Source organism: Yoonia sp. 208BN28-4 (assembly GCF_037543925.1).
GTDB lineage: Bacteria > Pseudomonadota > Alphaproteobacteria > Rhodobacterales > Rhodobacteraceae > Yoonia.
On sequence record NZ_JBBIFY010000004.1, the window covers coordinates 309,905 to 327,339 of the forward strand.

The window sequence follows — 17,435 nt, forward strand, 5'->3', positions numbered from 1 at the left end:
GGCCCGGTGGGCCAAGCGGGGACAGGCCCCGCCTACGGCGATCATACGATACCAATTCAAAAAACGCCTATCCGGTGCTGCGGGTGACCAAATTAGCGACCTCGACACGGTTCTGGACACCCAGTTTGCGGTAAGCGGATTTGGTGTATTCGGCCACGGTGTTGGGCGATATGCCGCACAGGCGCGCGCATTCCTTGCGGCTCACCCCTTTGGCCACCAGATAGATCACCTCTTTTTCGCGGGGGCTGAGATTGGCCAGCACGGCATTTTCGGGTGCAACAAGAAGCGCGCGGAAATCATCTGACTGGGTTGTCAGCCCGTCGCGGGACAACTCCTCAATCCGGCGGTGCATGAGCAGACAGAAAAAGCGGAAGTCTTCGGCCAGTGGCAGGATCTGCGCCTCGAATGCAGCGCGGTTCAGCTGCGTGCCGATGTTAAAGCCGCCATACCGCTCGGAGCCTTCAAGGCGCATGGGGATGCCAAGCCCCGCGCGAAAGCCTGTGCGCGACGCGGCGGAGATAAATGCCTTTGCCGCAGGTGGCAGGTAATCGTAGTCGGGCAGGAATTCAGGGCCGGTGGACCAGATTTCATAGCTGGTGCAGCAATGGGCCAGAAACGGATCGTTGGTGGGGTCAACGGTTGCAAAAATTTCTGGCACGTTGGTCAGCACAAAGGGGTTGTCACCATTAGCATCAACGGTGTTGTAGATCACGAAATCAACGCCGTGTTCTGATAGAACAGCAAGGCAAGTATCCCAAAGCTGTGCGATTTCTGTCATCTGCTCAATCTGCTGAGCGTGCTCGAACAACTTCACCGAAACCGTATCCCCCCTGTTTGTGGGGATACCTTATGACGGGTGCTTTGTTTATGCTAGTGCGTTGTGTGAGCGTGATAAATGGCCGGTTTGCAGTGAGTGGTGATCTGGTTGCGCGCGGTAAAGATGTATTTGAATACCAAACAGCCGGTCAGGTTTCCCTGACCGGCTGTATTTTTGTACGATTGGTTTGGCTGTGCCTATTCGGCGTCGTCTGCCAAAGCCTCTTCGCGCTCAGGGCGCGGCTCCCGTGCGGGGCGGCCAATCACGTCGCGCAGTTCATCAAGTTCGATAAAGTTATCGCACTGGCGGCGCAGTTCGTCGGCAATCATGGGCGGCTGGCTACGGATCGTTGACACCACAGAGACGCGCACGCCCTTGCGTTGCAGCGATTCAATCAGCGGCCGGAAATCACCGTCACCCGAAAAGAGAACAACGTGATCGACATGCGGGGCAAGTTCCATGGCGTCCACCGTGAGTTCGATGTCCATGTTACCCTTCACTTTACGGCGACCCATGCTGTCGGTGTATTCCTTGGCTGGTTTTGTCACCATCGAGAAGCCGTTGTAGTGCAGCCAGTCGACAAGTGGGCGGATGGGAGAGTATTCGTCGTTTTCCAGCAAAGCGGTGTAGTAGAACGCACGCAGCATTTTGCCGCGGCGCATAAACTCTGCCCGGAGAAGTTTGTAATCGATGTCAAAGCCAAGCGACTTGGCAGCCGCATACAGATTTGAACCATCGATGAAGAGCGCAAGACGCTCGTCACGATAAAACATTAATAATGTCCTTCCAAAAATGTACTGCGTGTTGTCCGTGAGTGTGTGAGTGGTAAAAAAATGTCACGCAGCACTGCAATAGCTAGGTCAAATCAGGTCATGTCGCAAGTCCACGAGCGGATATCCGCAAGGTCAACTGCCCTGATCGCGGCAGGGTCGAACGCAACGTCATCATGGGGCGGACCGCTAGAGACTGTGCAAGAAGGCCTTGCGCGACTTGCCAAGGCCGCAGGCGGAGAGTCGCGGATCAGCGCCTTTTACCGCACGCCTGCCTTTCCAGCCGGTGCCGGGCCAGATTTTGTAAATGCGGCGGCTGCGATTGAAACATCGATAGCGCCCGAGGATTTGCTGGCGCTTTTGCACCGGATCGAGGCCAAGGCGCAGCGCACGCGCGATGTCAGGTGGGGGCAGCGCACGCTTGATCTTGATCTGATCGCGGTGGGCCAGTCCGTGATGCCGGACCGGCCTACCTTTGCGCACTGGCGGGATTTGCCGTTGGCAGAGCAGATGCAGGATGCGCCCGACCGTCTGATCCTGCCACATCCGCGGATGCAGGATCGCGCATTTGTGTTGGTGCCGTTATCTGACGTGGCGCCGCAGTGGCAGCATCCTGTCAGCGGCCTGACCGTTGATCAGATGCGCGATGCGTGTGCGGCGGATGAACTTGCCAGTGTTGTCAGGCTTTGAGTGGCGTTGCGGGGCTTGTGTTTTCAGGCGCGAGGGCGTATGCGGCGTAATTCATAGAATCCCCCGTATCGAGAGTGGAGTGCGCCAATGGCCCGCGTGACGGTAGAAGATTGTGTTGATAAGGTCCCGAACCGGTTTGAACTGGTGATGCTGGCTGCCCATCGGGCACGCGAGATTGCATCCGGCGCCCCGATCACCGTTGCCCGCGACAACGACAAGAACCCTGTCGTGTCCCTGCGCGAGATCGCTGACGAAACGCAAGGTGCCGACGATCTGCGCGAGCGTATGATCGAAGCAAACCAGACACAGATTGAAGTTGATGAGCCTGAAGAAGACAGCATGTCTTTGCTGATGGGTCAGGAAGCTGACAAACCTGTAGAAGATGACATGTCAGAAGAAAAACTGCTGCGTGCCCTTATGGAAGCGCAAGGCCAGCGCTAAACCGCGCCGGTCTGGCCTGTCGGATATCCGGCGGGCCACAATCGAGGCACGGGCCAGATGACGACAGCAGACGATCTGATCACACTGGTCCGCGCCTACAACCCCCGCACAAATGAAAAACTGCTGCGTGATGCCTACGCCTATGGCGAGGACATGCACGATGGGCAGTTCCGCCATTCGGGTGAGCCTTATTTCACCCATCCCGTTGCCGTCACTGCCATTCTGGCAGAGCAACAGATGGATGATGCCACGCTTGTGACGGCGCTTTTGCACGACACCATCGAGGACACCAAAGCCTCGTTCGCGGACGTTGAGGCCAAGTTCAGCCGCGAGATTGCAGAGCTTGTGGACGGCGTGACCAAGCTGACCAACCTGCAACTGACCAGCGCGCAATCCAAGCAGGCGGAAAACTTTCGCAAGCTCTTCATGGCGACGAGCCGCGATTTGCGGGTGACGCTGGTCAAGCTGGCCGACCGCTTGCACAATATGCGCACGATCAAATCCATGCGCCCCGACAAACAGGCCCAGAAAGCCCGCGAGACGATGGAGATTTTCGCCCCGCTGGCTGGCCGGATGGGTATGCAATGGATGCGCGAAGAGCTTGAGGATCTGGCGTTCCGCGTGCTCAATCCCGAGGCGCGCAATTCCATCATCAGGCGGTTCATCACGCTTCAGCGTGAAACTGGCGATGTGGTGCAAAAGATCACTGCTGACATGCGGGTCGAACTGGAAAAAGCAGGCATCGTGGCCGAGGTCGCTGGCCGCGCCAAAAAGCCCTATTCGATCTGGCGGAAGATGGAGGAGAAAGAGCAATCTTTCAGCCGTCTGTCCGACATCTACGGGTTCCGTATCATCACCGCGACAGAAGCCGATTGTTACCGCGTGCTGGGGGCGATCCACCAGCGTTGGCGGGCCGTGCCGGGGCGGTTCAAGGACTATATCAGCCAGCCCAAGTCGAACGGCTACCGGTCTATCCACACCACCGTCTCTGGCCGTGACGGCAAACGGGTCGAAGTGCAGATCCGCACGCGCGAGATGCACGAGGTTGCCGAAACCGGCGTGGCTGCGCATTGGTCTTACCGCAATGGTGAACGTGTGGAGAACCAGTTTGCCGTTGATCCGGTAGAGTGGATTTCAAAGCTGACGGAACGTCTGGACGACGATCAGGACCACCACGAGTTTCTCGAGGCGGTGAAGCTTGAGATGTATCAGGACCAGGTGTTCTGCTTCACGCCCAAGGGCGACGTGATCAAGCTGCCACGCGGGGCCACGCCGATTGATTTTGCCTATGCTGTGCACACGCGGGTCGGGTCGGCCATTGTGGGGGCCAAAGTGGACGGCTTGCGCGTGCCGCTTTGGACGCGACTGAAGAACGGCCAGTCGGTCGAGGTGATCACCGCCGAAGGGCAAAAACCGCAGGCCACGTGGATCGACATCGCTGTCACGGGGCGCGCAAAAACCGCAATCCGGCGATCCCTCAAGCAGGAAGATCGCGGACGATTTATCCGTCTGGGGCGCGAACTGGCGCGTGTCGGATTTGAGAACGCAGGCAAAAAAGCCACGGACAAGGCGCTGTCAATCGCAGCCAAGACGCTGGCGATGGAAAGCGTTGATGAGATGCTGGCGCAGCTTGGCAGTGCCGAGATTACCGCACGCGATGTGGTTGTCGCGATCTATCCCGATCTGGCAGAAATGCCCGGCGATGAGATTGACGCGAACCGTGCCGTCGTCGGTCTTGGCGATGACCAAAGTTACAAGCGGGCAAGGTGCTGCCAGCCTGTGCCGGGAGAGCGGATTATCGGCCTGACGTTCAAGGGCAAGGGTGTTGTGGTGCACACAATCGACTGCGATGCGCTGGCCGATTACGAGGATCAGCCCGAACGCTGGATTGACTTGCACTGGCAGGAAGGCACCCACACCGCGACCAACACCGTCACGCTTGATGTGACCATCACAAACGATGCCGGTGTTCTGGGCCGCATCTGCACGCTGATCGGTGAGCAGGACGCGAATATATCGGACCTCAATTTTATCGAACGAAAGCCAGATTATTACCGTCTTATGATGGATATTGATTTACGTGATGCAGAGCACCTACATCGGGTAAGAACCGCGCTGGACGCGGATAGCAATGTGTCGGAAATTTCGCGGCATCGCGATCCGGGTCTGGCCAGCGTCAGCCTCGGGTAACCCAAAACCAAGCCGAGCAGGCAAAGGAACGTAACGATTGGTCTTTAAGCGCAGGGATAGACGCCCGATCTGGCAGGTCGTGGCCGATTTTGTCTACCCGCGCGGGGGCTGGGGCAGGGCGGCGCAATACGTCAAACACCGCGTCCGTCGTTTGCCCGATACGCCCGAAAAGATCGCGCGCGGCATCTGGGCGGGTGTCTTTGCTGCGTTTTCACCGTTCTACGGCTTTCACTTTATCGTGGCCGCGCTGATCGCCAAGCTGATGCGCGGCAATATCCTTGCGGCCCTGATGGCGACGTTCTTTGGCAATCCGCTGACCTATGTGCCCATTGGCGTGGCGGCGTTGTCTACAGGCCACAGCCTGTTGGGGCATCCGTTTGACCGCACCGTTCTGACGGGCACGCCGGAAACCGGCATGTGCGGCTTGGGCTGTCAGTTCTCAAGTGCCTTTGGCGATCTGTGGCATAATATGAAGGCGCTCTTCACGCCAGCGCAGGCCGACTGGCACGGGTTGGGCCTGTTTTACGAACAGGTGTTTTACCCCTACCTGATTGGCGGCGCGATTTCCGGCGTCGTTGTCTCGACGATCTGCTACTACATCTCGGTGCCACTGATCGCGGCTTATCAAAAGCGGCGGCGCAAGGCGTTGCAGGCCAAGCTGGCGCAACTGGGCAAAAAATCCAACGATATGGATGACGCTGGCCAATAGGCGGGCTAGGTTGACGGTGACTGATAAAGGACCCGCGTTATGAACAGCCCCCTGCGCCTTGGCGTGAATATCGATCACGTCGCAACCGTGCGAAATGCCCGTGGCGGCGATAACCCTGATCCGGTGCGCGCAGCTTTGTTGGCGCAAAAGGCGGGGGCTGACGGCATCACCGCCCATTTGCGCGAGGACCGCCGCCATATCAGGGATGAAGACATGGCCGCCATCAAGGCCGCCATTGATATCCCGCTGAACTTCGAGATGGCCGCCACGGATGAAATGCAGGCCATTGCGCTGGCGACACAGCCGCACGCGGTCTGTCTGGTGCCCGAAAAGCGCGAGGAGCGCACCACCGAAGGCGGGCTTGAGGTTGCAGGCGACGATAACCGACTGGCGGCCTACATCAAGCCGTTCAAGGATGCGGGCACACGGGTGTCGCTGTTTATCGGGCCAGAGCAGCGTCAGGTTGATGCCGCTGCCAAGATCGGCGCGGATATCATCGAATTGCATACCGGCACATACTGCGATGCATTTGCCGAAGGGCGCATGGACGAGGCTGACGCCGAACTCGCGCGTCTGGTCGCCATGGGCGCTTACGGGCACGAGGCAGGGCTGGAAATCCACTATGGTCACGGCCTGACGTTTGAAAGTGTCGGCCCCATCGCCGCGATCCCGCAGGCGGTTGAGTTGAACATCGGGCATTTCATCATCGGCGAGGCGATTTTTGTAGGGCTGGAAGAGGCGCTGCGCCAGATGCGTGCCGCGATGGACGCGGCGCGGACATGACCGGCTGGGAGTTTCCTTTATTACTGGTGGCATGGGCTATTGGCGGCGGATCACCGGGGCCTGCGACACTCGCGATTGCGGGCACGGCGATGGATCGTGGCCGGATGGCGGGACTGGCCGTGGCCAGCGGGATCATCGTGGGCTCTGCCTCATGGGGGCTGGCTGCGGCGCTTGGCATGTCGGCGATCATGGTTGCCAATGTCTGGCTGGTTGAGGTGCTGCGCTATGTCGGTGCGGCCTACCTGCTGTATTTGGCCTACAAGGCGATGAAATCCGCGATAACGGACAAACCGCTCACACAAGTTGGCGCGAAGGCGGGCGCGCTGGGTGGATTGTTCCGCAAAGGGCTACTGATCCACCTGACCAACCCCAAGGCAATCTTCGGCTGGGGGGCGATCTTTGCCATTGCCGTGCCGCCGGGATCGGGCGCGTGGGACATCGGCACCACCTATCTGTCGTTGCTGGCCGTGTCCTGCACGGTGTTCTGGGGCTACGGGCTGCTGTTTTCGCTAGGTGGTTTTGTGCGCGGCTACCAACGCCTTCGTCGCTGGTTCGAGGCTACGTTTGCGCTGCTTTTCGGATTGGCGGGGCTGAAAATCTTGACGGCGCGTCTGACATGATCCGCCATATCGTCATGCTGAACCTTGCCGATGGCTATGATCCGGTCGAACTGCTGGCAGTGTTGACAGAGCTAAGCCTGCTGGACCTGCCGGGCTTTACCGCATTCGAACACGGCCCCAATCGTGATTTTGAAGGCAGGTCGCCCGCATACCCTTATGGCTTTGTCTGCACATTTGATAACGAAGATGCTCTTTCACTGTATGCAGCTGATCCCACGCATCAGGCGCTGGGCAAGCGGCTGGTTGCCTTGTGCAAAGCGGACGGGATTATGGTGGTTGATCTTGCGGTCGCGGCAATGCCAGTCTGACGGCCATTCAAAGAAAGGTCTTTTAATATGAAAATGATACTTGCCGCCGCAGCCCTTATCGCCAGCCCCTTTGCCGCTCAGGCCCAGACGGTTTCAGATTGCGACTGGCGGGCCAGCACCCATGCCGTTGTCGAACCGTGGGAAGAGCATACGGCCCTTTTTGCCAACGGTGCTGTCCGGCTGGCCTATCTTGATACCGTCGAACCCGCCGTCGGGGCCGCGCATATCCTGATCCTGTCGCCGCCCTATGACGAATTGGGCATCCGCCAGTGCAAGGTCGTTAGCCTGACCGAAAACACCGGCTTTGCGGGTGTGTTCTGGCCCAGCTTGAGTGCTGGCTACGATCCCGCACGCGGTTTGCTTTTTGATATGAACGTGGCTGTCTATGATCCCGCCACCAGCAATGCGCCCACCGTCGGCCTTGCCCTGACGCTCAACCAGTCCACGGGCGAGATTACGGCCGCTTTGCAGGCCCCGCTGGAATGATCCTCGGTATCGGCACTGATCTGGCTAATATCGACCGTATCCAAGGCACGCTTGACCGCTTTGGTGATCGGTTCAAGAACCGCGTGTTTACCGACATCGAACAGGCCAAGGCCGAACGTCGCAAGGATATTGCAGGCACCTACGCCAAACGCTGGGCCGCGAAAGAAGCGTGCTCCAAGGCGCTGGGCACCGGCCTTGCTATGGGGATCGCGTGGAAGGATATGGCCGTCAGCAATCTGCGCACCGGCCAACCGGTTATGGAGGTCACAGGCTGGGCGCGGGACCGTCTGGACCAGATGACACCGCCCGGCCACGTGGCAACCATCCATGTCACGCTGACTGACGATCACCCTTGGGCGCAGGCCTTTGTCGTGATCGAGGCCCGCCCCGTGCAGGAATAGGGCGCTGCACCGCTTTGTGACCTTGCTGCCCGCTTGACAGGCTTTGCCCCCGGCCTCATGTAGCCATGAACCAAAAAGGGATGATACGATGAGCGAGAGCACAGGCGTTCTGGCCGGGATTGCGGAAACGGTGAAAACCGTTGTTTATGCGCTGCTGATTGCAGGCGTTTTCCGCACGCTTTTTTTTCAGCCCTTCTGGATTCCGTCGGGGTCGATGAAGGACACTCTGCTCATTGGTGATTTCCTCTTCGTCAACAAGATGGCCTACGGCTATTCCTATGCATCCTGCCCATCGATCCGTATTCCGGCCATTGGCATTGATATCGGCGCAGACGATTTCTGTGGCGTCTTTGAGGGCTCCGAAGAAAGGCTTTTCGGCTCTGATCCCGAGCGTGGCGATATCGTCGTGTTCCGTCACCCCGTCACAGGTCGCGATTTTATCAAACGCCTGATCGGCCTGCCCGGTGATCGCATCCAGATGAAAGGCGGCGTGCTTTACATCAACGATGAAGCGGTCAAGCTTGAGGACGGCGGCCAGTTTGTTGAAACGATGGAATATCAGGGCCCACAGGGTCTGTTGCCGCGCTGCGAAAACGGTGCTGTGGGGCAGGGTGCTGATTGTATCAAATCGCGTCAGTATGAAACGCTGCCAAACGGCACGCGCCACGCTATCCTGAACATCGGCACGCAGCAGTCTGACAACACAGGCGTGTTCACCGTGCCCGAGGACGAATTCTTCTTCATGGGCGATAACCGCGACAATTCCACGGACAGCCGCGTGGCGCAGACCGCGCGCGGTGTCGGCTTTGTCCCGCGCGAAGATCTTGTGGGTCGCGCGGATCGCGTGATCTTTTCCAGTGCTGGCCGGTCGATGCTGGCCTTCTGGACATGGCGCAGCGACCGCTTCTTTAAGGCGCTTGAATGAAACTGTCGGCTGATCTGTCTGCCTTCTGCCAACGTCTTGGGCACAGCTTTGCCCGGCCCGAACTGATTGTGCGCGCGGTCACACATTCGTCCATGGTCACGGTCCACCGCGATGATAACCAGCGGCTTGAATTTCTGGGCGACCGCGTCTTGGGTCTTGTGATGGCAGATGCGCTTCTTAAGGCTGATACGTCCGCCGCCGAAGGCCTGCTTGCCCCGCGCTACAACGCCCTTGTCCGGCGCGAAACCTGCGCGGCTGTCGCCCGCGAGATCGACATTGGTGCGGTGCTGAAACTGGGCCGCTCCGAAATGAAATCAGGCGGTCGCCGCAAAGAGGCTCTTTTGGCCGATGCGATGGAAGCCGTGATTGCCGCGGTCTTTTTGGATGCCGGATTTTCAGCCGCGCAAGACATCGTTCTGCGCCTCTGGGGTAAGCGGATCACTGACGTCAAAGATGATGCCCGCGATGCCAAAACGGCGTTGCAGGAATGGGCGCAGGGCCGTGGCGAGCCGCCCCCTGCTTACGTCGAGGTGGGCCGGTCAGGCCCCGACCACCAGCCGCAATTCACAATCGAGGCGCGCCTCACGTCAGGTCCCTCGGAAACGGCAACAGCCGGATCGAAACGGCAGGCCGAACAGGCCGCTGCCACAGCACTCCTGAAAAAGGTCAGCACATGAGCGAGACGACAAAAGCCGGTTTTGTGGCCCTGATCGGTGAACCCAACGCGGGCAAATCCACGCTGCTGAACCGTATGGTCGGCGCCAAGGTCAGCATCGTCACCCACAAGGTGCAAACCACCCGCGCACGCATCCGTGGCATCGCAATCGAAGGACAAACCCAACTGGTTTTCGTGGATACGCCGGGTCTGTTCAAACCGCGCCGCAGGCTGGATCGTGCGATGGTCGCGGCTGCATGGGGCGGGGCTGGCGACAGCGATGTGGTCGTCCTGATGATCGAGGCGCATCGCGGCATGTCGGAAGGCGTGAAAGCGATCCTTGCGGCGCTGCAAGAAAAAACCGGCAAAGCTAAGGTCGCGCTGGCGATCAACAAGATCGACAAGGTCAAGACAGAGGCGCTTCTGGCGCTGACCGCCGACATGAACGACGCCTATCCGTTTGCGGAGACGTTCATGATTTCGGCAGAGCGTGGCCACGGGTGCGACGCGCTCCGGTCATGGCTGGCTGACCAGATGCCCGAAGGTCCGTGGCTTTATCCCGAGGACCAGATCGCCGACACACCGATGCGCAATATCGCCGCCGAAATTACGCGCGAAAAACTGACACTGCGGTTGCATCAGGAACTTCCTTACGAATTGACGGTGGAAACCGAAAACTGGGAAGAGCGCAAGGATGGCTCTGTGCGCATTGACCAACTGATCTACGTGGCCCGCGACGGTCACAAAGGGATCGTGCTGGGCAAAAAGGGCGAGACGGCGAAGGCTGTGAATACAGCTGCAAGGCTGGAGCTTGAAGAATTTCTGGGCCGCCGCGTGCATCTGTTTGTGCAGGTCAAGGTTCGTCCCAACTGGCTGGAAGAGCGCGAGCGTTATTCCGAGATGGGACTTGATTACAAAGACGGTAATGACGGGTAGCGCCTCATGCGCCTAACGACTGATGTCTGGGTTGCGGCCTATCTGACACGCCTGCGTCTTCTGGATATTCCGGCGTTTGTTGTCGTGAAAGGTGACAAGACCGCGGGCGCTGTTCTGGTGAAACTCAATACCCTTGATGGGCAGGCTGCGTGTTACCAGCGTCAGTTTGATCTTATGGCGGATACACGAACTTGGGCGGTGTTAGCGCAGGGTGATGAGGTCGATGTGGATGCGTCACTCAGCCGCCAGCGCGGGTTTGACCCCGATCTTTGGGTGATCGAGGTCGAAGACAAGCAGGGCCGCCACCTGCTTGATGATCCGGGCTTGGCGTAAGCATCAGACTGCGGAATTTTGAGTATTTTTGGCAAAATGATACACCTGTCGCAATTTGTTCACGCGCTGTTAAGGTTAATCGCCCACCCTTGTTATGCGGTACAGGCTGGAGAGCCGATGGCCGTGCAAAGTGATGCAGCGGGTCTTCCGCAGCGTGACGGGGCAAAGTGGTGCGACCTGTATCATTTTGCCCCAAATACTCCCGCCGGAGGCGGTGCGGCGTTTGCCGCTCTTGCAACCCTCGCACTGACGCGGCGATAGTCGCCATATGATCACGTGGACTGATGATGCAGCGCTTCTTTCAACGCGCCCGTTTGGCGAAAACGGCGTCATTATCGAGGTGTTTTCGGAAGAACACGGTCGCCATGCGGGGATTGTGCGGGGGGGGCGCAGCCGCAAGATCGCGCCGATCTTACAGCCGGGGGCGCAATTGCGCGTCACATGGGCCGCGCGGCTGGACCAGCATCTGGGGTCTTTCACCGTTGAACCCCTGCGCAGCCGCTCGGCAGTGGCGATGGGAGACAGGCTGTCGCTGGCTGGTCTAAACGCCGTTTGCGCGCTTGCGGTGATGGTACTGCCCGAACGCGAGGCGCATACCGTTATCTACCGGCGCACCGTGGCGCTGTTGGATTTGCTTGGCCAATCAGACATCTGGCCGTTGGCCTATCTGCGGTGGGAACAGGTGCTGCTGGAGGAGCTGGGTTACGGTCTTGATCTGTCCGCCTGTGCGGTGCGCGGCGTGAATGAAGAATTGATCTATGTTTCGCCAAAATCTGGGCGTGCCGTCAGCCGCCAAGGGGCAGGGGAGTGGGCGGACAGGATGTTGGCGTTGCCGCCGGTGCTGGCGGGCAAGGGCGACGCGGCCAACGCAGAGATTATCACGGCACTTGGCACCACTGGGTATTTCATCGAACATCGGCTGTTGCGCGGCTTGGGCGACAAGCCAATGCCTGTCGCGCGGTCCCGCTTTATCGAAGCGATCAGCCGTTAGGGCACCTGAAACACCATGCTATCGCCGTCCTCGTTCGTGAGGATGAGCGTATCGCCCAAAGCCTCGGCAAACATCATGGACTGCAAGCCGGCGAAAAAGTCTACTTCTAGCGCAAGGTCGGGGCAGGCCATGCGCATTGCCGCGATCGGACTGACGTCAAACCACGGGTAGGGGGCCGTCTGACGCGCGGTATAGCTGTAGCAGGGCGCGTCCCCGCTGATCCGACCGGGATCGGACAGCGACAGGGTGATGCGTTGCGCAACAGGCGTATCGTTCATGGTTTGCAAAACGTAAACGTCATCCGTCTGGCCATAGCCAGTCAGCGTTTCGTCAGGGCCACAGGTGGACAGCATGATGATAATCGGAAAGACACGCAGCATACCCCATCCTACCGCGCCATCACCCTGCGCTGCAATGCAAGTCGGGATGTGCTGGCTTGACAGCGCGGCGCGAAAGGCTTGTCCTAGTGACGATGATTTTACGAAAAGGAGTTTGATATGCGATCTGTTTTGACAGCCGGTTTGTGTGCTTTGGGCCTGTCCGCATCCGCGCAGGGCTATCCGCTGGAAGATGTGCTGAACCTGCCGCAGTCATCCACGCTTGTCTTTGACCGAAGCATCACGCTTGATCCGGCGATGCGTCAGACCGTGACTGACAATCTGCGTGACGCCACATATTTTGGTGCCTTCGCGCTGCACCCGAGCACGGCCTATGGCTATGCCAACGAGGCTAATTCAGTTGCCGCAGCAGAGGCGTCAGCTTTGCGGTTTTGTTCGGACGTGTCCGACTATGATGGCCAGTGCCGGATTGTGGCGCGATTGCTGCCCAAAGGTGTTTCCCCCGACAACTATCCGCCGATCAGCCCCGCAATTTCGGAAGGCGTGATCGAGGTTTATGGCCTGAACGAACAGGGGTTTGCCGCGATTGCGTCAAGCGGTGACGGCGCGTGGGGCAGTTCGCTGAACGGGCGCGACGTGGAAGAGGCGGTGCAGATCGCCATGGATAGTTGCGAAGAATGGCGCGTCAGCGGCGACGAGACTCCACTGGCCGGCTTCCCCTGCGAGGTGGTGACCGTCATGCACAGCGATGATGAGCTGCCTCTGCGCTAAACACTAAGTACAAAAGAAAGCCGCCCCGGGCAGTGCTGCGGGGCGGCTTTTTCATTGGTCTGCGACGTGCGGCGCGACCAACTTAACCAAGGATGCGGCGGGCAATCACCTGCGCCTGAATTTCGGCAGCGCCTTCGAAAATATTCAGGATGCGCGCGTCGCACAGGATGCGGCTGACCTTATATTCCAGCGCAAAGCCGTTGCCGCCGTGGATTTGCAGCGCGTTGTCGGCGCAGGCCCAGGCCACACGTGCGCCCAGTAGTTTCGCCATGCCAGCCTCAACATCGCAGCGGCGGTCCTGATCTTTCTCGGCAGCGCTGAAATACGTGAGCTGGCGGGCAACCATGATTTCAACCGCCATCATCGCCAATTTGCTGGCCACGCGTGGGAAGGCGATGAGCGGTTTGCCAAATTGCTTGCGGTCCTGCGCGTATTGCATACCGACATCCAGCGCGGACTGTGCAACGCCAACGGCGCGGGCGGCGGTCTGGATGCGGGCGCTCTCAAAAGTTTGCATCAACTGCTTGAAGCCCTTGCCGGTTTCGCCACCCAGCAGGTTTTCGCCCTTCACCTTGAAGTCGTCAAAGGCCAGTTCGTATTCTTTCATGCCGCGATAGCCCAGCACCTCGATCTCGCCACCGGTCATGCCGTCGGTGGGGAAGGGGACTTCTTCGGTGCCGGGTGTCTTTTCGGCAAGGAACATCGACAGGCCCCTATAGTCGGTGCTTTCGGGATCGGTGCGGGCCAACACTGTCATCACCTGCGTGCGGGTCGCGTGGGTGATCCATGTTTTATTACCTGTAATGGACCAGTCTTCGCCGTCTTTGACGGCGCGGGTGCGCAATGCACCAAGGTCTGATCCGGTGTTGGGTTCGGTGAAGACCGCTGTCGGCAGCGTTTCAGCGCTGGCAAGCTGGGGCAGCCATTTTTGCTTTTGCTCCTCCGTGCCGCCGCACAGGATCAGCTCGGCCGCAATCTCGGAACGGGTGCCAAGTGAGCCGACACCGATATACCCGCGCGACAATTCCTCGGACACCACACACATGGAGGACTTCGACAGGCCAAAGCCGCCATATTCTTCGGGGATCGTCAGGCCGAATACGCCCATCTCGGCCAGTTCGGTGATCACTTCCATCGGGATCAGTTCGTCTTTCAGATGCCAATCGTGGGCATAGGGTTCGACGTTTTCGATGGTGTAGCGGCGAAATTGCTCGCGGATCATCTCAAGCTCTTCATCCAGTCCTGATGCACCAACGGTGATATTGGCGGACTGTTCCTGCATCAGATCAACCAATCGCAGGCGGGCGGCTTGGGTGTTGCCCTGCTCGCACAGGGTGGCCACCGCCGGGATCATCAGAGCGCGCAGATCATCCTGGCTCAGCCCCATATCCTGACCGCGCACCATCTCGCCCTGGTTCATCTGGATGCCGCCGTAGATTTGCCAGAGGTATTCTCCGAATGTGATCTGCAACAGCAGCTGTTCCACCTCACCGAATTTGCTGTCGGCCTTCAGGGCTGTGGCCCAATTGTGCATCTGGTGTAGCGCTTGCGCATATGTCGCCAGCCACGCAAGGCCATGAGCAGCTGTCTGATGGTCTTCGATCAAAGCGCCCGATACGCGTCCGTCCTGCACCACCATGTCACGGACTGATGACTTCGCACGCGACAGAACGTCATCAACAGCAGGCAAACTATCCGCCGTAAGGTCCAGCAAATTGATCAGCAACGGTGACGGGCTGATTGTCATGTCTTGTCCATCCATCGGGCGCATCCTTTACTTTGCAGGTGCAGAGATAAACCCTTTGCAGTCGCAGCGCAACAATCGTTCGCTTGATTTGGCGAAAAAGAACTAAAATGTCGCACGTGATTTGGGGTTTGGCTCGCTCGGACTACGACAACAGCTCTTCAAAGCCACAGATTGAGGCCAGTTCCGGTATCTGATCGGGGGTCACAACCTCGAATGTTGTGCGATACAAAACGGTGCCGTTGCTGGATGCTTCCATCTGCCAGATGCCGGGCAAAAGCTCGTAGTCAAAATCAAACTGGTAGAACGTCAGCGACGGATCAATGCCACTGATAGAGCTGGTAAACGTCTGTGCTGTCACGCCCGCATCACCCATTGGCGGGTGCGTGATACGCATGACGACATCAGAAATCCCGCCACTGTCGATGCTTTGTGATTTGATGCCAAAGCCAATGCCCAGAACCGCAGGCACGCGGCGCGCGGTTGAAACGAAAGGTGGCTCGTCCGCGATCAGATGGGTGGTGCCAGCCACGGTGCCTGGCGCTTCAACTTCACCGGTGGCGGGTGGCGCGCAAATGACACCGGTTTCGACCGATGCCATGGCAGGGCTGATTTTGTCGGGCTGCGGGCCTGTTTGTGCGTTCGCCGCAAAGGGCAGGGCCAAGGCCACGAGAAGTGCAATATGCTTCATGATGGCGACTTTACCCAAAAACAAAGGCGGGGTGTAGCCCCCGCCCTTGTCAAGTGATTAGCCGATCGCCGCAGCTTTTACATCGTCGTCGATGAACGGCACGTATTTGGCAAAATTGTCGCTGAACATCGCCACGAGCTTGTCGGCTTGCGCGTCATAGGCGGCTTTGTCGCCCCATGTATCGCGCGGGTTCAGCAGTTTTGCGTCGACACCCTCGCAAGTGGTTGGCACTTCAAAGCCAAAGTTCTCGTCCTTGCGGAAGACGTTCTCGACCAGCGTGCCATCAAGGGCTGCGGAAAGCAGTGCGCGCGTGGCCTTGATCGGCATCCGCGATCCGGTGCCGTAAGCGCCGCCTGTCCAGCCGGTGTTCACCAACCAACAGGTTGCGCCATGCGTGGCGATCTTTTCCTGCAACAGCTTGCCGTAAACTTCAGGGCGGCGCGGCATGAAGGGCGCGCCGAAACAGGTGGAGAATGTGGGCTCAGGCTCTGTCACGCCACGCTCTGTCCCCGCCACCTTGGACGTGAAGCCCGACAGGAAGTGATACATCGCTTGCGCTGGCGTCAAGCGGCTGATCGGAGGCAGAACGCCAAACGCGTCGCAAGTCAGCATGATGATGTTCTTGGGGTGCCCCCCAAGCGCGGTGTCGGATGCGTTCGAGATGTAGTTCAACGGGTAGGCGCAACGCATGTTTGCGGTCAGGCTGTCGTCTTCGAAATCCAGCTCCATTGTGTCGGGATCAAAGACCATATTCTCGATCACCGTGTGCGGCATGGAGCACGTCGCGTAGATTTCTGGCTCTGCTTTTGGGTCCAGTCCGATGGTCTTGGCGTAGCAGCCCCCTTCAAAGTTGAAGGTGCCGCGATCCGACCAGCCATGTTCGTCGTCGCCGATCAGCGTGCGGGACGGATCAGCCGACAGTGTTGTTTTGCCGGTGCCGGACAGGCCAAAGAACACGGCCGTATCGACAGGATTGCCCGGCGCGTGGTTGGCCGAGCAGTGCATCGGCATGATGCCTTTTTCGGGCAGCAGGTAATTCAGCAAAGAGAAGACGGATTTCTTGTTCTCGCCCGCGTATTCCGTGCCGCCAATCAGGATTAGCTTTTTATCAAAATTCAGCGCAATCACCGTATCGCTGCGGCAGCCGTGCTTGTCCGGATTAGCCTTGAAAGACGGGCAGTTGATAATGGTAAAATCGGGGGTGAAGCTGTCCAGCTCTGACGCGTCGGGGCGACGCAGCAGGTGGCGAATGAACAACCCGTGCCAGCTCAGCTCGGTAATGACGCGCACATCAAGGCGATGCGCCGGGTCAGCGCCGCCGAACAAATCCTGCACGTCATAGCTGCCACCCTTCATATGCTCCAGCATATCGGCGTAAAGCGTATCAAAGGCCGTAGGCTCCATCGGCGGATTGTTTTCCCACCAGATCGTATCTTCGACTGACGGGGTGCGGACGACGAATTTATCCTTAGGTGACCGGCCCGTGTGCTTGCCTGTCGTGACCAAAAACGTGCCGCCTTTGCCCGTGACACCTTCGCCCGCGGCCACGGCGGCATCCTGCAATTCAGCTTCAGAACGGTTATAATAAACATAGCCAAGCCCCGTGATGCCTTGATCTTCAAGTTTCATCGTTGGGTTGACCTGACCATGGTCCATGAGTGCTCTCCTGCAAATCAATCGCGCCACAGCGGCGCGGATATCCTCACCTAACACCATGATTTAAAAGGCGGCGACCCCCTTTGCGCTACCGTTAGCGCAACCATTTTGCTGTTAGCGCTATCAAGGCGGTGTCTTGCCGTAAGGTGAGACATTTTAGTCATTCCTTACCCAATTTAG

The 17,435-nt window shown here is 58.7% G+C and carries 21 protein-coding genes; 15 read left to right on the forward strand and 6 right to left on the reverse strand.

Annotated elements, in window-relative coordinates:
• Nucleotides 1-67 precede the first annotated feature (67 nt).
• Together V8J84_RS15220 and V8J84_RS15225 are read right to left on the reverse strand one after the other, a co-directional pair.
• Complete coding sequence (locus V8J84_RS15220) at nucleotides 68-778, reverse strand: helix-turn-helix transcriptional regulator (RefSeq protein ID WP_339932696.1); 711 nt, start codon at nucleotides 776-778, stop codon at nucleotides 68-70.
• A gap of 236 nt (nucleotides 779-1,014) precedes the next feature.
• Nucleotides 1,015-1,590 carry a LabA-like NYN domain-containing protein gene (locus V8J84_RS15225; RefSeq protein ID WP_339932698.1) on the reverse strand — a complete coding sequence of 192 codons (576 nt, stop codon included), beginning with the start codon at nucleotides 1,588-1,590 and terminating at the stop codon, nucleotides 1,015-1,017.
• A gap of 99 nt (nucleotides 1,591-1,689) precedes the next feature.
• On the opposite strand from V8J84_RS15225, the gene folK reads away from it, so the two are divergent.
• From folK to recO, 14 genes are all read left to right on the forward strand, one after another.
• A complete protein-coding gene (gene folK / locus V8J84_RS15230) occupies nucleotides 1,690-2,277 on the forward strand; it encodes a 2-amino-4-hydroxy-6-hydroxymethyldihydropteridine diphosphokinase (protein ID WP_339932700.1) in 588 nt (195 codons plus the stop codon).
• An 87-nt stretch (nucleotides 2,278-2,364) separates the two neighbouring features.
• Complete coding sequence (gene rpoZ / locus V8J84_RS15235) at nucleotides 2,365-2,718, forward strand: DNA-directed RNA polymerase subunit omega (RefSeq protein ID WP_339932702.1); 354 nt, start codon at nucleotides 2,365-2,367, stop codon at nucleotides 2,716-2,718.
• Nucleotides 2,719-2,775: 57 nt separating this feature from the next.
• Nucleotides 2,776-4,908 carry a RelA/SpoT family protein gene (locus V8J84_RS15240; RefSeq protein WP_339932704.1) on the forward strand — a complete coding sequence of 711 codons (2,133 nt, stop codon included), beginning with the start codon at nucleotides 2,776-2,778 and terminating at the stop codon, nucleotides 4,906-4,908.
• A 37-nt stretch (nucleotides 4,909-4,945) separates the two neighbouring features.
• A complete protein-coding gene (locus tag V8J84_RS15245) occupies nucleotides 4,946-5,617 on the forward strand; it encodes a DUF2062 domain-containing protein (protein ID WP_339932706.1) in 672 nt (223 codons plus the stop codon).
• 39 nt (nucleotides 5,618-5,656) lie between these two features.
• Complete coding sequence (locus V8J84_RS15250; RefSeq protein ID WP_339932708.1) at nucleotides 5,657-6,400, forward strand: pyridoxine 5'-phosphate synthase; 744 nt, start codon at nucleotides 5,657-5,659, stop codon at nucleotides 6,398-6,400.
• Nucleotides 6,397-7,020 (forward strand): LysE family translocator, encoded by a 624-nt coding sequence (locus tag V8J84_RS15255; RefSeq protein WP_339932710.1) that lies wholly within the window; start codon nucleotides 6,397-6,399, stop codon nucleotides 7,018-7,020. The genes V8J84_RS15250 and V8J84_RS15255 overlap by 4 nt, the downstream gene beginning before the upstream one ends.
• Entirely contained in the window at nucleotides 7,017-7,328 is a 312-nt protein-coding gene (locus tag V8J84_RS15260) for a Dabb family protein (RefSeq protein ID WP_339932712.1), read from the forward strand. The genes V8J84_RS15255 and V8J84_RS15260 overlap by 4 nt, the downstream gene beginning before the upstream one ends.
• Nucleotides 7,329-7,355: 27 nt before the next feature.
• Nucleotides 7,356-7,814, forward strand: a complete 459-nt coding sequence (locus tag V8J84_RS15265) for a hypothetical protein (protein ID WP_339932714.1) — start codon at nucleotides 7,356-7,358, stop codon at nucleotides 7,812-7,814.
• Nucleotides 7,811-8,215 (forward strand): holo-ACP synthase, encoded by a 405-nt coding sequence (gene acpS / locus V8J84_RS15270; protein ID WP_339932716.1) that lies wholly within the window; start codon nucleotides 7,811-7,813, stop codon nucleotides 8,213-8,215. Before V8J84_RS15265 ends, acpS begins: the two co-directional genes overlap by 4 nt.
• An 88-nt stretch (nucleotides 8,216-8,303) precedes the next feature.
• Nucleotides 8,304-9,140, forward strand: coding sequence for a signal peptidase I (lepB, locus tag V8J84_RS15275; RefSeq protein ID WP_339932718.1), 837 nt, complete (start codon nucleotides 8,304-8,306; stop codon nucleotides 9,138-9,140).
• Nucleotides 9,137-9,817, forward strand: coding sequence for a ribonuclease III (gene rnc / locus V8J84_RS15280; RefSeq protein WP_339932720.1), 681 nt, complete (start codon nucleotides 9,137-9,139; stop codon nucleotides 9,815-9,817). Before lepB ends, rnc begins: the two co-directional genes overlap by 4 nt.
• Nucleotides 9,814-10,731, forward strand: coding sequence for a GTPase Era (gene era / locus V8J84_RS15285; RefSeq protein ID WP_339932723.1), 918 nt, complete (start codon nucleotides 9,814-9,816; stop codon nucleotides 10,729-10,731). Before rnc ends, era begins: the two co-directional genes overlap by 4 nt.
• Nucleotides 10,732-10,737: 6 nt before the next feature.
• Complete coding sequence (locus tag V8J84_RS15290; RefSeq protein ID WP_339932725.1) at nucleotides 10,738-11,064, forward strand: DUF1491 family protein; 327 nt, start codon at nucleotides 10,738-10,740, stop codon at nucleotides 11,062-11,064.
• 268 nt (nucleotides 11,065-11,332) lie between these two features.
• Nucleotides 11,333-12,055, forward strand: a complete 723-nt coding sequence (recO, locus tag V8J84_RS15295) for a DNA repair protein RecO (protein WP_339932727.1) — start codon at nucleotides 11,333-11,335, stop codon at nucleotides 12,053-12,055.
• Here recO and V8J84_RS15300 read toward each other — a convergent pair.
• A complete protein-coding gene (locus tag V8J84_RS15300) occupies nucleotides 12,052-12,435 on the reverse strand; it encodes an META domain-containing protein (RefSeq protein ID WP_339932729.1) in 384 nt (127 codons plus the stop codon). The two genes, recO and V8J84_RS15300, sit on opposite strands and share 4 nt — an antisense overlap.
• A gap of 117 nt (nucleotides 12,436-12,552) precedes the next feature.
• Here V8J84_RS15300 and V8J84_RS15305 point away from each other — a divergent pair, with 117 nt between their 5' ends.
• Nucleotides 12,553-13,164 carry a hypothetical protein gene (locus tag V8J84_RS15305; protein WP_339932731.1) on the forward strand — a complete coding sequence of 204 codons (612 nt, stop codon included), beginning with the start codon at nucleotides 12,553-12,555 and terminating at the stop codon, nucleotides 13,162-13,164.
• A gap of 82 nt (nucleotides 13,165-13,246) precedes the next feature.
• On the opposite strand, the gene V8J84_RS15310 is transcribed toward V8J84_RS15305, so the two are convergent.
• From V8J84_RS15310 to V8J84_RS15320, 3 genes are all read right to left on the reverse strand, one after another.
• Complete coding sequence (locus V8J84_RS15310; protein ID WP_339932733.1) at nucleotides 13,247-14,935, reverse strand: acyl-CoA dehydrogenase family protein; 1,689 nt, start codon at nucleotides 14,933-14,935, stop codon at nucleotides 13,247-13,249.
• Nucleotides 14,936-15,053: 118 nt separating this feature from the next.
• Nucleotides 15,054-15,599, reverse strand: coding sequence for a DUF3859 domain-containing protein (locus tag V8J84_RS15315; RefSeq protein WP_339932735.1), 546 nt, complete (start codon nucleotides 15,597-15,599; stop codon nucleotides 15,054-15,056).
• Between the two features lie 57 nt (nucleotides 15,600-15,656).
• Nucleotides 15,657-17,255, reverse strand: coding sequence for a phosphoenolpyruvate carboxykinase (locus tag V8J84_RS15320; protein ID WP_339932737.1), 1,599 nt, complete (start codon nucleotides 17,253-17,255; stop codon nucleotides 15,657-15,659).
• Nucleotides 17,256-17,435 lie beyond the last annotated feature (180 nt).

Bases quoted from the DNA above. Each gene is read 5' to 3' on its own strand.
- V8J84_RS15220 (WP_339932696.1), bottom strand. From the start codon at position 778: ATGACAGAAATCGCACAGCTTTGGGATACTTGCCTTGCTGTTCTATCA.
- V8J84_RS15225 (WP_339932698.1), bottom strand. From the start codon at position 1,590: ATGTTTTATCGTGACGAGCGTCTTGCGCTCTTCATCGATGGTTCAAAT.
- folK (WP_339932700.1), top strand. From the start codon at position 1,690: ATGTCGCAAGTCCACGAGCGGATATCCGCAAGGTCAACTGCCCTGATC.
- rpoZ (WP_339932702.1), top strand. From the start codon at position 2,365: ATGGCCCGCGTGACGGTAGAAGATTGTGTTGATAAGGTCCCGAACCGG.
- V8J84_RS15240 (WP_339932704.1), top strand. From the start codon at position 2,776: ATGACGACAGCAGACGATCTGATCACACTGGTCCGCGCCTACAACCCC.
- V8J84_RS15250 (WP_339932708.1), top strand. From the start codon at position 5,657: ATGAACAGCCCCCTGCGCCTTGGCGTGAATATCGATCACGTCGCAACC.
- V8J84_RS15255 (WP_339932710.1), top strand. From the start codon at position 6,397: ATGACCGGCTGGGAGTTTCCTTTATTACTGGTGGCATGGGCTATTGGC.
- V8J84_RS15260 (WP_339932712.1), top strand. From the start codon at position 7,017: ATGATCCGCCATATCGTCATGCTGAACCTTGCCGATGGCTATGATCCG.
- V8J84_RS15265 (WP_339932714.1), top strand. From the start codon at position 7,356: ATGAAAATGATACTTGCCGCCGCAGCCCTTATCGCCAGCCCCTTTGCC.
- acpS (WP_339932716.1), top strand. From the start codon at position 7,811: ATGATCCTCGGTATCGGCACTGATCTGGCTAATATCGACCGTATCCAA.
- lepB (WP_339932718.1), top strand. From the start codon at position 8,304: ATGAGCGAGAGCACAGGCGTTCTGGCCGGGATTGCGGAAACGGTGAAA.
- rnc (WP_339932720.1), top strand. From the start codon at position 9,137: ATGAAACTGTCGGCTGATCTGTCTGCCTTCTGCCAACGTCTTGGGCAC.
- era (WP_339932723.1), top strand. From the start codon at position 9,814: ATGAGCGAGACGACAAAAGCCGGTTTTGTGGCCCTGATCGGTGAACCC.
- V8J84_RS15290 (WP_339932725.1), top strand. From the start codon at position 10,738: ATGCGCCTAACGACTGATGTCTGGGTTGCGGCCTATCTGACACGCCTG.
- recO (WP_339932727.1), top strand. From the start codon at position 11,333: ATGATCACGTGGACTGATGATGCAGCGCTTCTTTCAACGCGCCCGTTT.
- V8J84_RS15300 (WP_339932729.1), bottom strand. From the start codon at position 12,435: ATGCTGCGTGTCTTTCCGATTATCATCATGCTGTCCACCTGTGGCCCT.
- V8J84_RS15305 (WP_339932731.1), top strand. From the start codon at position 12,553: ATGCGATCTGTTTTGACAGCCGGTTTGTGTGCTTTGGGCCTGTCCGCA.
- V8J84_RS15310 (WP_339932733.1), bottom strand. From the start codon at position 14,935: ATGCGCCCGATGGATGGACAAGACATGACAATCAGCCCGTCACCGTTG.
- V8J84_RS15315 (WP_339932735.1), bottom strand. From the start codon at position 15,599: ATGAAGCATATTGCACTTCTCGTGGCCTTGGCCCTGCCCTTTGCGGCG.
- V8J84_RS15320 (WP_339932737.1), bottom strand. From the start codon at position 17,255: ATGGACCATGGTCAGGTCAACCCAACGATGAAACTTGAAGATCAAGGC.